Origin of the sequence: Mesorhizobium sp. M0058 (assembly GCF_040323095.1) — a bacterium.
Taxonomy (GTDB): domain Bacteria; phylum Pseudomonadota; class Alphaproteobacteria; order Rhizobiales; family Rhizobiaceae; genus Mesorhizobium.
Map to the genome: position 1 here is coordinate 1 of NZ_JAMYUQ010000002.1, position 13073 is coordinate 13073.

12 protein-coding genes are annotated in these 13073 nt (G+C 64.0%); 8 read left to right on the plus strand and 4 right to left on the minus strand.

Features of this window, described 5'->3' with window-relative positions; genetic code table 11:
* The first annotated feature begins 251 nt into the window (after positions 1–251).
* Positions 252–1163 (plus strand): S1C family serine protease, encoded by a 912-nt coding sequence (locus tag NKJ75_RS02805; protein ID WP_023671416.1) that lies wholly within the window; start codon positions 252–254, stop codon positions 1161–1163.
* Between the two features lie 189 nt (positions 1164–1352).
* On the opposite strand, the gene NKJ75_RS02810 is transcribed toward NKJ75_RS02805, so the two are convergent.
* A complete protein-coding gene (locus tag NKJ75_RS02810; RefSeq protein ID WP_352463047.1) occupies positions 1353–1967 on the minus strand; it encodes a hypothetical protein in 615 nt (204 codons plus the stop codon).
* 171 nt (positions 1968–2138) lie between these two features.
* On the opposite strand from NKJ75_RS02810, the gene NKJ75_RS02815 reads away from it, so the two are divergent.
* The 7 genes from NKJ75_RS02815 (at position 2139) to NKJ75_RS02845 (ending at position 8980) form a co-directional block, all read left to right on the plus strand.
* Positions 2139–2735, plus strand: coding sequence for a YdeI/OmpD-associated family protein (locus NKJ75_RS02815; protein ID WP_023693762.1), 597 nt, complete (start codon positions 2139–2141; stop codon positions 2733–2735).
* Positions 2736–2946: 211 nt separating this feature from the next.
* Entirely contained in the window at positions 2947–4005 is a 1059-nt protein-coding gene (locus NKJ75_RS02820; protein WP_352499167.1) for a GSU2403 family nucleotidyltransferase fold protein, read from the plus strand.
* Positions 4006–4213: 208 nt separating this feature from the next.
* Complete coding sequence (locus NKJ75_RS02825; protein ID WP_352499168.1) at positions 4214–5422, plus strand: ABC transporter substrate-binding protein; 1209 nt, start codon at positions 4214–4216, stop codon at positions 5420–5422.
* 14 nt (positions 5423–5436) lie between these two features.
* Entirely contained in the window at positions 5437–6228 is a 792-nt protein-coding gene (locus tag NKJ75_RS02830) for an ABC transporter ATP-binding protein (protein WP_352499169.1), read from the plus strand.
* A complete protein-coding gene (locus tag NKJ75_RS02835; protein ID WP_352499170.1) occupies positions 6225–6929 on the plus strand; it encodes an ABC transporter ATP-binding protein in 705 nt (234 codons plus the stop codon). The genes NKJ75_RS02830 and NKJ75_RS02835 overlap by 4 nt, the downstream gene beginning before the upstream one ends.
* 175 nt (positions 6930–7104) lie before the next feature.
* Positions 7105–7992: a branched-chain amino acid ABC transporter permease gene (locus tag NKJ75_RS02840; RefSeq protein WP_352499171.1), complete on the plus strand. Its 888-nt coding sequence runs from the start codon at positions 7105–7107 to the stop codon at positions 7990–7992.
* A 1-nt stretch (position 7993) separates the two neighbouring features.
* The gene (locus NKJ75_RS02845) at positions 7994–8980 is read left to right on the plus strand and encodes a branched-chain amino acid ABC transporter permease (protein ID WP_023671424.1); all 987 of its coding nucleotides are present in this window, start codon (positions 7994–7996) and stop codon (positions 8978–8980) included.
* Here NKJ75_RS02845 and NKJ75_RS02850 read toward each other — a convergent pair.
* From NKJ75_RS02850 to NKJ75_RS02860, 3 genes are read right to left on the minus strand one after another with little or no spacing between them, the layout of a single operon-like run.
* Positions 8974–9927 (minus strand): Csu type fimbrial protein, encoded by a 954-nt coding sequence (locus tag NKJ75_RS02850; protein WP_031204808.1) that lies wholly within the window; start codon positions 9925–9927, stop codon positions 8974–8976. The genes NKJ75_RS02845 and NKJ75_RS02850 overlap by 7 nt on opposite strands.
* 14 nt (positions 9928–9941) lie before the next feature.
* Positions 9942–12359 (minus strand): fimbria/pilus outer membrane usher protein, encoded by a 2418-nt coding sequence (locus NKJ75_RS02855; RefSeq protein WP_352499172.1) that lies wholly within the window; start codon positions 12357–12359, stop codon positions 9942–9944.
* Positions 12331–13053, minus strand: a complete 723-nt coding sequence (locus NKJ75_RS02860) for a fimbrial biogenesis chaperone (protein ID WP_023715167.1) — start codon at positions 13051–13053, stop codon at positions 12331–12333. The genes NKJ75_RS02855 and NKJ75_RS02860 overlap by 29 nt, the downstream gene beginning before the upstream one ends.
* Positions 13054–13073 lie beyond the last annotated feature (20 nt).

Here is a 13073-nt window from a genome sequence, read left to right on the forward strand (position 1 = left end):
AAACCATCGCCGGTCCTCCGGCGGACAAGAAAACTGTCACCCATGCTATCGGTCCATTCTGTTACCTATCTATCCGGTTCGGACACCATCTCCCTTCTCCCCGTCGCTATACGGGGAGAAGGTGCCGGCAGGCGGACGAGGAGCAGCGCCAGCCTCTGAAATGATTGCCTTGTTGCCTAAGCCCTTGCGCCCTGTGCAGCGCGGCATACCTATAGAGGATACTGCCCACGCATATCTGCCAGGATGAAAGCATGCCGATCGATCCCGTTTCCCCGCTCTTGCGCTCCGTCGTTGGCGTGCGCGCCATGGTTCCCGACGATGCCTTCACGGCCAATGCCCTGGGCACGCGCCGGGAAGGCAGCGGCGTCGTCATCCGCGGCGACGGGCTGGTGCTCACCATAGGCTATCTCATCACCGAGGCCGAGGAGGTCTGGCTGACCGACCAGGACGGCCGCGTCGTGCCGGCACATGCGCTGGCCTATGACCAGGAGACAGGCTTCGGCCTGGTGCAGGCGCTGGCGCCGCTCGGCCTGCCGGCGGTGGCGCTGGGCGACGCCTCGAAGGCCAAGATCGGCGACCCCGTGGTGTTTGCCGACGGCACCGGCCGCTCGGTCAAGGCACACATCGTCACCAAGCAGGAATTCGCCGGCTATTGGGAATATCTGCTCGACGAGGCGATCTTCATTGCCCCGGCGCACCCGTCCTGGGGCGGCGCGGCACTCATCGGCCAGGATGGCAGCCTGCTCGGCATCGGTTCGCTGCTTTTGCAGATGAGCCGCAACGGCGAGGTCGCCGACATCAACATGGTCGTGCCGATCAACCTTCTGACCCCGATCCTCGACGATCTCCTGACGCGCGGCCAGGTGGCGAAGCCGCCGCGCCCATGGCTCGGCGCCTTCTCGGCCGAGAGCAACGGTGCGGTCGTGGTGATGAGCGTCGCCGAAGGCGGCCCCGCAGCCAAGGCCGGCCTGCGCCAGGGCGACATCATCTCCGACGTGCGCGATGGCGAGGTCGACGGGCTCGCCGATTTCTACCGCAAGCTATGGCAGAATCCGGCGGGTTCGGAGATTCCTCTCAGGGTCGTGCGTGACGGTCGTGAGACTTGGCTGCGAGTGAAATCCGCCGACCGAAACAGCTTTTTGAAGAAACCGCATCTGCAGTGAAGCCAATCTCCCCCCAAGTGGGGGAGATGCCCGGCAGGGCAGAGGGGGGGCGCGAAGGATCGCGACCTCTCGATCTATTTTCTGACAAGAATCGCGGGATAAACGTGGCTGACACTGGCCGGTGCGTTGGCGGGACAGCGGCCCCCCTGCCGGCCATCTCCCCCACGAGGGGGGAGATTGGCTGCCCCCTCAATCCCCGCATACCCTAAAAGGCGTCCCCGTGTCCCACTCCGCGAAGGGCACGACCTGGCCTTCGACAGACACGATACTGTTCACCTTGCTGTCATCATCCTGCGTCTGCATACTTTTGCCCTTGCCGGTCAGCACGTCGTAGTCGCAGCTGCTGTAGACGACAACGGACTGGTATTTGTAATGGTCATAGGCAACGCCGGCGACGACGAAGGCTTCGTTGCGCCAGGCGATGGTCAGCGTCATGTCGGTCCGCTCGCCGGGGCCGATCAGCCCCGGCAGATAGATCTTGATCGAGCCGTTGGGCAGCAAGGTCAACTCCGGTTCGATGCCGGAGCCCTCATAATGCGGCTGGTCGTAGTCGTTCCATTCGCCGTAGACCTGCTCATGCACGATGCCGGCGGGTTTCAGAAAATTGTACTTTTTGTCCCTGAGGAAGAAATGCATGTCCATGGTGCCATCTTCGGGCTCGGTCTCGACGATCATCGCCAGATCGGCGGCGCCGTCGCCATTGAAGTCGCCGGTCAGCGCGGTGATGATCTTCTGGGTTTCGATGGGTTCGGCGAGCGCCGAGGCCGGCAGCAGAAGGATGAGGCCGAGTAACATCGATCGCATGGCATTTCCCCCGAATTGCAGTCTGCCTTGCCCGGCTCGACCAGCCGGGAAACTGCCATGAGCGCCGGCTTGGGCGCAAGCCGGCTCGCAATAGGCTAGGGGGTATCGACGCCGCTGACGGAAACTGGCATCGACAGCCGATACAGCCGGCCCGGCAACAACGAGGTGATGATGGCGCCGTTCAAGGTCGATCCCGACAAGGTTCATGAATTCCCCGATCCCGACAGTTTTTACGCCTGGCTGCGCGAAAATCATGCCGGCGAGAGCGAGGTCTGGATCAAGGTCCACAAGGTCGGCTCGGGCCTCGCCTCGATCACGCCGAAGCAGGCCATCGACGTGGCGCTGTGCTTCGGCTGGATCGACGCCATACGCAAGCCGCTCGACGACAAGAGCTTTCTGCAGCGCTACACGCCGCGCGGCAAGAAGAGCATCTGGAGCAAGATCAACATCGACAATGTCGCCCGCCTGGTCGAGGAGGGCCGCATGACCGAACACGGGCTGAAACAGGTCGAGGCGGCCAAGGCCGACGGCCGCTGGGACCGCGCCTATGCCTCAGGCAAGGACATGAAGATCCCTGACGATCTGCAGGCCGCCATCGACGCCGAGCCGAAGGCGAAGGAGATGCTGGCAAAGCTTTCCGCCCAGAACCGGTTCGCGCTGGCGTTTCGAACGCACAACATGAAGACGGAGGCGGGGCGCAGGAAGAAGATCGAGGCTTTTGTCGAGATGCTGAAGCGCGGCGAGACGATCTATCCGCAGAAGCGGTGAGGCGACGGCAAGCGGCTGCCATGGTGCGCGCAGCTAAAAACCCGCGTGTGAGGTTCTGGCCTCCCTTTCTCGGACATAACCTATTGTTTTTACGGTATTTTCCACTCGGCGTGTGGGTGATAGCTGCGATAGTGGAAAAAACATAGCAACATATTGTTAATTAAGAGTTTTCCACTATGTTAACTTGATCTTGGCTTAAGAGTGGAAAACGATGCTGAGAGAGTTGACCGGCGAGCAGCGGCGCCAACTCATAGATACGCAACAGGTCTACGAGGCCTGGCAGCGTGCTGATGACCAGCGCCAAAGGCGCTTTGCAGGCAGCATGCGCTGGGTTGAGCGCAGCGGTGCTGAATACCTGCTGCGGAAGGTCCGGCAGGTCGAGAATTCACTCGGGCCGAAAAGCAGCCAGACGGAGAAGGCGTTCGCTGCGTTTTCCGAGGGCAGGGTGCAGAACAAGGATCTGCTGGCAGGTCTGGCCGATCGCCTGAACGGCCTGGCGAAAGTCAATGTGGCAATGGGGTTGGGCAGGGTACCGGCCATCGCCGCACGGATATTGCGGCGGTGCGCCGAAACAGACCTGCTGGGCAAGCAGTTGCTGGTCGTCGGCACGAATGCGCTGTTCGCTTACGAGGCTCTGGCGGGCGTCCAGATCACCAGCGGTCTCACGGCAACCGGCGACATTGACCTGCTCTTCGATTCCCGACGCCGCATCAGCTTCGTGACCGGCGAGAGGGTAAGCCAGTCCGGCCTGATAGGCGTGTTGCGTAAAGTGGACAGGTCCTTCAAGCCGCTCCAGCCCCGGGCCTTCAGGGCAGCGAACCGTGATGGCTATCTGGTCGACGTGATCCGTCCGCAGGCAAGACATGTCCTCAAGAACAACGCCATTACCTCGATTACACAGCTTGCCGATGACCTCGACAGCGCACCCATGGAGGGGCTGCAATGGCTCATCAACGCCCCGAAGGTGGAGGCTGTGGCGATCGATGAGCGTGGCTATCCCGTAAGCATGCCGACGGTCGACCCTCGAATGTTCGCTCTGCACAAGGCTTGGCTGGCCACGCTGCCTGATCAGTCTGCGGTCAAGGCAATGAGAGATCGTGAACAGGCGGAAGCGGCTGCACGCATTGCCACGGGCTATCTTGCGCTTCCGCTGGACAGCGAGCATCTCAAAGGGCTTCCGGGGGCACTGTTGGACGCTGCGGCCGCAACGCTCTCGCTGCCTGGCCCGAGCGGCTTTTCCGAAGACTCTCCAATTGAGCCCGACTGGTAGCGGCCGCGCTAGCACGCCATGCTACGAAAATAGCATTCTCGCCTCGCGAAATGTGATGCTACGGTTCCCGGCGCACCCAGGGCGGAGGGGTTGCCAAGAGGAGAAGTGGCGGGCGCTGGCCCGGATTTCAGCGAGAACCGGACGGAACTGTTGAACCATTGCAAGGCCGCCGCGTTTCCCGGCGTCGGCCACAAGGGAGGAACCACCTGTGAAAGCATCCTATCTCGTCTCAGCCGCGCTGCTTGCGGCGACTGCGATGCCGGCGGCGGCCGGCGAAATTTCCGACGGCAAGGTCAAGATCGGCATCCTCAACGACCAGTCGGGCGTCTATGCCGATTTCGGCGGCAAATGGTCGGTCGAGGCCGCCAGGATGGCGGTCGAGGATTTTGGCGGCAAGGTGCAGGGCGCGCCAATCGAGATCGTCAACGCCGATCACCAGAACAAGCCCGACATTGCCTCCAACATTGCGCGCCAGTGGTACGACACCGAGCAGGTCGACGCGATCATGGAACTGACGACATCCTCGGTGGCGCTCGCCGTCCAGGGGTTGTCCAAGGAAAAGAAGAAGATCGACATCGTTACCGGAGCGGCATCGGCCGACCTGACCGGCAAGCAATGCTCGCCCTACGGTTTCCACTGGGCTTACGATACCCACTCGCAGGCGGTCGGCACCGGCGGCGCGCTTGTGCAGCAGGGCGGCGACAGCTGGTATTTCATCACCGTCGACTATGCCTTCGGCTATTCGCTGAAGGAGCAGACCTCAAAGGTTGTTGAGGCAAGCGGCGGCAAAGTGCTGGGCGAGGTGCGTTACCCCTTGGGATCGACGGATTATTCCTCCTTCCTGCTGCAGGCGCAGTCCTCCGGCGCCGAGGTTATCGGCCTTGCCAATGCCGGCCTCGACACCTCCAATACCATCAAGCAGGCGGCCGAGTTCGGCATCGTCGCCGGCGGCCAGCGGCTGGCAGCACTTCTGTTCACGCTTGCCGAGGTGCACGGCCTCGGCCTGCAGGCGGCGCAGGGCGTGGTGCTCACCGAAGGGTTTTACTGGGACCGCGACGACAAGAGCCGCGACTTCGCCGGGCGCTTCTTCAAGCGCACCAACCGCATGCCCAACATGATCCAGGCCGGCACCTATTCGGCGGTGCTGCAATATCTCAAGGCCATCGACAAGGCCGGCACCGACGAAACCGAGGCGGTCGCCAAGCAACTCCATGAAATGCCCGTCGACGACATCATCAACGCCAACGGCAAGGTACAGGCCGACGGCTCGATGGTGCACGACATGTATCTCTATCAGGTCAAGAAGCCCGAGGAGTCGAAGAAGGACTGGGACTACTACACCTACCTTGCGACCATTCCGGGCGACAAGGCCTTCATCAAGGCTGAAGACAGCGGCTGCCCGCTCGTCACCAAGTGACGCTGGCGCAAGCCGTGGCCGTCCAGCCGGACGGTGCCGAAATCAAGCCGCGGGTGGTGCTCTCCGCCCGCGGCCTGCGGCGCGATTTTGCCGGTTTCGTCGCCGTCAACAATGTCGACCTCGACGTCCATCACGGCCAGATCCATGCGCTGATCGGGCCGAACGGCGCCGGCAAGACGACGATCTTCAACCTCTTGACCAAGTTCCTGCAGCCGAGCAGCGGCAGGATCGAACTGTTGGGCAACGACATCACCCGCACCGCGCCGGCCAGGGTGGCGCGCATGGGTCTCGTCCGCTCGTTCCAGATATCGGCGATCTTTCCGCATCTGAGCGTGCTCGACAATGTCCGCGTCGCCTTGCAGCGGCCGAGCGGGCTCGGCTTCCAGTTCTGGCGCTCGCTGGCCGCGCTTGACCAACTGACTCCACGGGCGCGCGAACTGCTTGCCGTCGTCGGTCTCGACGATGTCGCGCATCGTCCGGCCGGCGATCTCTCCTATGGCAGGAAGCGCGTGCTCGAGATCGCCACCACGCTGGCGCTCGACCCGAAAGTGCTGCTGCTCGACGAGCCGATGGCCGGCATGGGGCACGAGGATGTCGGCGTCATTTCCGGCATCATCCGCTCGCTGGCAACGGACCGCGCCGTGCTGATGGTCGAGCACAATCTCACCGTCGTCGCCGACCTCTGCGACTGGATCACCGTCATGCAGCGCGGCCAGGTGCTCGCCGCCGGCGACTACGCAACGGTGAGCAACGATGAGCGCGTCAGGGTCGCCTACATGGGGACCGAGCAGGGGAACCGAGCATGAGTGAGCCGATGCTTGCCGTGCGCGATCTCCACGCCTGGTATGGCGAGGGCCATGCGCTGCATGGCGTCAACCTCGACGTTTTTCGCGGTGAGACCGTGACGCTGCTCGGCCGCAACGGTGTCGGCAAGACCACAACGCTGCGCGCCATCATGGGGCTGGTCCGCAAGCGCAGCGGCAGCGTCGCCTTCGACGGCAGCGACCTGATGCGCCTGCCGCTGCATCGTGTTGCCCATCGCGGCATCGGCTTCGTGCCGGAGGAACGCGGCATCTTCGCCACGCTCACCGTCGACGAGAACCTGATCCTGCCGCCGGTGGTGGCCAAGGGCGGCATGAGCGTCGACGAGATCTTCGATCTCTTTCCCAACCTCAAGGAGCGCCGCAACAGCCCCGGCACCAAACTCTCCGGCGGCGAACAGCAGATGCTGGCCATCGCCCGCATCCTGCGGACGGGCGTGCAGATGCTGCTGCTCGACGAGCCGACCGAGGGCCTGGCGCCGGTCATCGTCCAGCGCATCGGCGAACTGCTGGCGACCTTGAAAAAGCGCGGCATGACCATCCTGCTCGTCGAGCAGAATTTCCGCTTCGCCGCCCGCATCGCCGACCGCTTCTACCTGATGGAGCACGGCAAGGTGGTGGAGGGTTTTGCCGTAAGCGAGCTTGCCGCTCACACGCAACAGCTGCACGAGGTGTTGGGGGTATGATGACGACAGCCCACGGCAGTACCCCCACCCCGCTGCTGCGCAGCGACCCTCCCCATAAGGGGGAGGGTGGAGGGCCACCGCCCTACCTCCCCCTTGTGGGGAGGTCGGACCGAAGGTCCGGGTGGGGGTACGTGCCGCACAGACGCATCCCCCTTGCAACACCATCGGTGACGCCATGACCATGATCTTCGGCATCCCCGTCCAGGCCTTGCTCGGCCAGATGCTGGTCGGGCTGATCAACGGCTCCTTCTACGCCATGCTGAGCCTCGGCCTGGCCGTCATCTTCGGCCTGCTGCGGATCATCAATTTCGCCCATGGCGCACTCTATATGCTCGGCGCCTTCATCGGTTACCTGCTGCTCGTCCATCTCGGCATCGGCTACTGGCCGGCGCTGCTCCTGGTTCCGCTCATCGTCGGCGTCTTCGGCATGGCGGTCGAGCGCGTGGCGCTGTCGCGGCTCTACCGCCTGGATCCGCTCTACGGGCTGCTGTTCACCTTCGGACTGGCGCTGGTCATCGAAGGCGTGTTCCGTTTCTACTACGGCGTGTCGGGCAACCCTTATGCCGTTCCGGCGCAGCTTGCCGGCGGCACCAATCTCGGCTTCATGTTCCTGCCCAACTATCGCGGCTGGGTGGTGGTGGCCTCGCTCATTATCTGCATCGGCACCTGGCTCCTGATCGAAAAGACCAGGCTCGGCTCCTATCTGCGCGCCGCGACCGAGAATCCGGAGCTGGTGCAGGCCTTCGGCGTCAACGTGCCGCTGCTGCTGACGCTCACCTATGGGCTCGGCGCGGCGCTCGCCGGCCTTGCCGGTATTCTCGCCGCGCCCATCTACCAGGTCAGTCCGCTGATGGGCTCCGATATCATCATCGTCGTCTTTGCCGTCGTCGTGGTCGGCGGCATGGGTTCGATCCTCGGGGCCATCGTCACCGGCTATATGCTCGGCCTCGCCGAGGGCCTGACCAAGGTGTTCTATCCCGAGGCGTCGAACCTCGTCGTCTTCGTCATCATGGCGGTCGTGCTGCTCCTGCGCCCCGCCGGCCTGTTCGGAAGGGACGCCTGAGATGAGCGAGGCAACCCTTCACCAACAGCGCACCGCCGCCTCCGTGCGGCTGGAGCGGGTATTGCTGGCATTGGCCATACTGGCGCTGATAGCCGCGCCCTTCTTCGTCTATCCGATCTTCCTGATGAAGATGCTGTGCTTCGCGCTGTTTGCCTGCGCCTTCAACCTGCTGCTCGGCTACACCGGGCTGTTGTCGTTCGGCCACGCCACCTTCTACGGCGCCGCCGCCTATTTCTGCGCCTACGCCGTCAAGGCATGGGGCTGGCCGCCCGAGGCCGGCATCCTGCTCGGCACCGCCGGAGCGGCCGTGCTCGGCCTGGTCATGGGCTTCCTCGCCATCCGCCGGCAAGGCATCTATTTCTCGATGATCACGCTGGCGCTGGCGCAGATGTTTTATTTCTTCTGTGTCCAGGCGCCGTTCACCGAAGGCGAGGACGGCATACAGGGCGTGCCGCGCGGGCATCTGTTCGGCATCGTCGATCTCAACGTCACGCTCAACATGTATTTCGTCGTGCTTGCCGTCTTCCTCATCGGCGTCTTCGCCGTCTGGCGCATCGTCAACTCGCCGTTCGGCATGATCCTGCGTTCGATCCGCGAGAACGAGAACCGCGCCATCTCGCTGGGCTATTCGGTCGGCCGCTACAAGCTCGTCGCCTTCGTCATGTCGGCAGCCCTTGCCGGGCTTGCCGGCGCGACCAAGGCGATCGTCTTCCAGTTCGCGACGCTGACCGACGTCACCTGGCAGATGTCGGGCGAGGTGATCCTGATGACGCTGCTCGGCGGCATCGGCACCATGGTCGGTCCTGTCGTCGGCGCCGGCCTCGTCGTCGGGCTGGAAAACACGCTCGCCACCTCCGGCTTCCCGGTGACCATCGCCACCGGCCTGATCTTCATGATCTGCGTGCTGGTCTTTCGCCGCGGCATCGTCGGCGAGATTTACGCGCGCTGGCTGGCGCCGGCCAACGGCGAGGCGGGCCGCGATCAATAGGTGATGGTCACCACCACCGTGTCGGTGTAGACGCCGGCCGAGGGCGTCGTCTGCGGCGGCACGCGGCCATAGACGGTGAGCGCCTGGGCCGTACCGGTTCCGGTACCGGCCACCGTGCTTCCCGGCGTTCCGGCGTCACCCCAGGGCTGCGAGCGCGCGGCGTCCTTGTAGAGGCCGTAGGTCACCCGCTCAGCCCCCTTTGACATCTTTCGGTTGGTCGGCGTGCCGCCTGTCGTGCCGCCATTCAGCGACACCGTATAGGCGGTCGACGGCGTGCAGGTGACCGAGACCTGGCCGGTGGCGTCGGCATTGGCGGTGAGCACGCCCTTGGAGCCGAAATCGATGTTCTGGGTGGTGACCAGGCAATTGGCCGCAACCGTCGCGTTGATGGTGAAGGTCGGATTGGTGTCGGGGTTGCCCAAGCCGCCGCTGCAGCTGCTGCCCAACAGGGTCGTCCGGGAGAGGATCTCGACATGCGTGCTCGAAAACGTCGAGAGATAGGTGCCGGGCGGAACGGTCGACTGGCCGCCGGGCACGCGGCCATAGATGGTCGCCGTGCCCGATGAGTTGCCGAAGAGATTGGGGTTCAGCGTCTGCGGCGGCGGGCGCGAGGCATAGGCCCAGTTGTAGGAGCCCCAGACGACGCTCATTCCAGGATCCGAATAGAGCTGGTAGTTGAGGCTGTTGGCGCCGTTCGCCATCTGCCTGGCGGCCGCCGAGGAAGCGCCGCCTGTGCCGGAGGCGAAGTGCGGACAGACCAGGACGGGCAGCAGAAACGGCAAACTGCCGCTGCAATTCATGCTGAGGGTCGCGGTCGATGTCGCCGCCGTGCCTGACAGTGTGTCGATGAGGCCGAAATTCATACTGGTGACGGTGTAACTGCAGCTTTGCGCGCGGGCGAGCGACGGCAGCAGCATAAGGACAATGATGAACGTTGCGCGCAGCACCTGGCGTCGGATGTTCATTGGCACACCACGTCCCCGATCACCACCTGCCGGCCGCGCACCGCCTCGAAGGGAAACTCTGCCCGGCATGAACCGCCGTCCGCGCGCTCGACCTGCACGGAATTCTGCTTGCCGAGGCCCTTGATATAGGCCTGCCCGTCATAGCCGACGACGAAGTCTTCGGTGCCGCCATCGACGCGTCCCGACAGTCCGGCTTCGAGCGGCGTTCCGCTCGAGTCGACCAGCGTCACCAGCGCGGCCTGCGCCGCCTCGGACACGCCGAACTTCAGCACGACGCCGTTGCGGTCGGCTGGGACGACGGTCTCCTTGGTAGCCGGGACATCCGCGTCGACTGGTAGATTCTTCGGGTCGATGGAGACCGTGTTCAGCTCATAGGAGTTGAGCCCGGTGACCAGGATGCGGCCTTTGCTGTCGGTCCTGCCTACCGGCCGGTTCTGATGCAAGACCTCGACATCAGGCGTGCCGACATCGACGACGGCAAAGGCATCGTCGATGCGGTTGGTGGCGAACACCCCGCCGCCTGCGACCGCAATGGCGCCGTCCATCTGGCCGGTCACGCGAAAGTCCTTGTCGAATTGCTGGGCGCCGGCCTCAAAACGCGCAAACGACGCGCGGTAGCTCACCGCTGCCGAACGGTTGGGAACCTCGCCTTCGGAGGTGCGCAGCCGCCAGCCGATGCTGCCGTCCTCGGCCCGCTCCGATTTGGCGAGGTCGGCAGTGACATTGAGGCCCTCAGGGCCTTGCTCGACGCCTGTCGACGCCGAGATCTCGTCGTTGAACGGGATCGAAATCCCGGCGAACACGCCATAGCTGCTGTCGTCGTCGAGATCGGCGAAGGCGGTGGCATAGAGCGTGCTGCGCTTGAAGATCGCCTGGCTGTAGGACAGGCCGACGATCTGGCTGTTTTCGCCCTCGGCGCTCTTCAAATGCGTATAGGACAGGTTGAGGCTGGAGAAATCGATCGGCATCGGCACGCTGAGCGTCACCTGGTCGACCGAGCGCGGCACGCCAGCGCTGAAACGGGTGAAGTCGTCGGGGTCGAGAACCGGCTCCGCCGTCACCGAGGCGATGTCTTCATAGCCGCCAAAGGCCCGCTGCATGTGGGCGTTGATCGCCCAGCCGTCATAGCCGAATTCGACACTGGCATCGACCAGCGAGCCGGTGCGCCGGTCATGATGGCTGCCGGCGACCGCCAGCGAAGCCGCGCCATATGCCCCGAGCGGGAAGGCAGCACCTATGCCGCCATTGATCAGATCGGCGCCGCCCTCGGCATGGGCTTCCAATGTCAGCCGGTCGGTCACGCCGTAACGCGCGCTGGCGACCCCCATGACGCGGCCGTCATAATCGTCGGAGGAGATGCCGAAATTGCGCCGCGCCATCCCTGCCTCGACGGAAAAGTCGAGCAGTCCCTGGCGCAGCAGCATGCTGGAGGCATAGAACGGCAAGGTGGCCGTGGTCTCGCGGCCGAGGCTGTCGCGCAGCACCACCTGCGCCTGTCCGGCGCCCGTGAACACCGGCAGATTGGTGACCTGGAACGGCCCGGGCTGGATGTCGCCGGAATAGGTGCGCACGTTCTGCGTGTAGACCTCGAGCGTCGACGGCACCGCCGCCGTGCCGCCGAAGGAGGGCAGGGGTAGCGTCACCAGGTCCGATCGCAGGTGGAAGTTGCGTTGCGCCTGGATGCCGCCGAGATAGATCGGACGCGTCCACGACAATCCACCGGAGATGAAGTCGCCGGCGCGGTAGGTCATCAGCCGGTCGGGGTCGGAATAGCTCCATGTCGTGTTGAGCCGCGTGAAGCCGCCCAGCCTGCCGTCGGAATAGCCGGCGATGAAGGATTGGCTGAGCGTTCCATAGGGGCTGAACGCGCGCGCATCGAAGCCGCCGGAAACGCCTTGGAACAGCTCGACGTCCTTGTCGAACAATGTGTTGGAGCTGGCAAACAGCGAATAGTTGAGAACCGCGCCCAAGCCCGATTGCGGCGCCGGCCGGTCCTGCAAGCGCAAGCCGAGATCCACCATGCGCGCCTCGCGGCTGTCATTGGCGGCGGTGACGTAGAGGCGCTGGGCTACCTCATCGATCCGAAACGAAACGTCGGCCAACTGGTCGAGCCTGACCAGGCCGCCGGCGTCGGCTATGTCCTCCGGCGGTTTCAGGCCGACCTCCTTCAGCTCTTGGGGCGCCGCCGCCAGCCCACCATCCGGCATCTCGATAAAATTGCCGACCAGCTTGGTCGAAACGTCGTTGATGAACACCTCGAGATAGAGGCTGCGGCCCGCTGGTAAAACGGAAGCCGGCTGTTCGAGGTTCGTCACGGCCGGAAATTCCTGCGAACGCACCGCCAAGCAAGGTGTGAAAGTCGCAACCGCGACGATGACAGCGACGCTACTTGCCCTTGACGGCAACGTTGGCATCGAAGGGTCCAAGATCGCTCTGTGCCTTCAAAAGCACGGAGCCCGCGGACAGTGATTTGCCGCTGCCGATCGGCCACTGCATGGTCGCGCCGCCCAGGACATAACCGACGAGCCCGTTTCGGTTGCCGAGCTTTTTGCCGTTCTGGGTCAGGGATAGGTTGGACAAGCGGAGACGACTTTCACCGGTATTGCTGGCTGTCAGCACAAGACTGCCGCCCTTGCGCGAAACACTCCAGGCGACTGCCGGCGCGGCCGCATCGGCGTCGCGGAAAAACACCGGCACGGAGTAGCGCAGCGCGAGCGCGACCGTACCGGCCTTCTTGCGCGACGGGTCGGGTAACTCGTCGACGATGACGCGGTAGCTTTCCTCGGCCCGCACCGGCGCCTTGCTGACGCGCACGACGCGAACCACGTATTGGGCATTGGGTCCGAGTTTGGTCGATGGCGGGCTGGCGACGACGTCGGTAGTCGGCGTCAGCGTCTCGATCCCGCCAGCCTGGCTCCAGGCGAAGACGCGTATCTGCACATTGATCGGCCGCTTGGGGTCATCGTTGCTGAGGTTGAGAACCGCCGAGGCGTCGGGCGAGATCAGCTCGAGACCTGTCGGCGCCACCCTGAGCGAAGCGGCTTGTGAGAGACCGGCGCACAGCAACAGAACAGCCGTGGCTCCGATGCGTGAAAGCATGGATCGCATGATCGTCCTCGTGTTGGTAT

What these genes read in the sequence shown, in the direction of transcription:
- NKJ75_RS02805 (WP_023671416.1), top strand. Translation starts at nt 252, where the DNA reads ATGCCGATCGATCCCGTTTCCCCGCTCTTGCGCTCCGTCGTTGGCGTG.
- NKJ75_RS02810 (WP_352463047.1), bottom strand. Translation starts at nt 1,967, where the DNA reads ATGCGATCGATGTTACTCGGCCTCATCCTTCTGCTGCCGGCCTCGGCG.
- NKJ75_RS02815 (WP_023693762.1), top strand. Translation starts at nt 2,139, where the DNA reads ATGGCGCCGTTCAAGGTCGATCCCGACAAGGTTCATGAATTCCCCGAT.
- NKJ75_RS02820 (WP_352499167.1), top strand. Translation starts at nt 2,947, where the DNA reads ATGCTGAGAGAGTTGACCGGCGAGCAGCGGCGCCAACTCATAGATACG.
- NKJ75_RS02835 (WP_352499170.1), top strand. Translation starts at nt 6,225, where the DNA reads ATGAGTGAGCCGATGCTTGCCGTGCGCGATCTCCACGCCTGGTATGGC.
- NKJ75_RS02840 (WP_352499171.1), top strand. Translation starts at nt 7,105, where the DNA reads ATGACCATGATCTTCGGCATCCCCGTCCAGGCCTTGCTCGGCCAGATG.
- NKJ75_RS02845 (WP_023671424.1), top strand. Translation starts at nt 7,994, where the DNA reads ATGAGCGAGGCAACCCTTCACCAACAGCGCACCGCCGCCTCCGTGCGG.
- NKJ75_RS02855 (WP_352499172.1), bottom strand. Translation starts at nt 12,359, where the DNA reads ATGCCAACGTTGCCGTCAAGGGCAAGTAGCGTCGCTGTCATCGTCGCG.
- NKJ75_RS02860 (WP_023715167.1), bottom strand. Translation starts at nt 13,053, where the DNA reads ATGCGATCCATGCTTTCACGCATCGGAGCCACGGCTGTTCTGTTGCTG.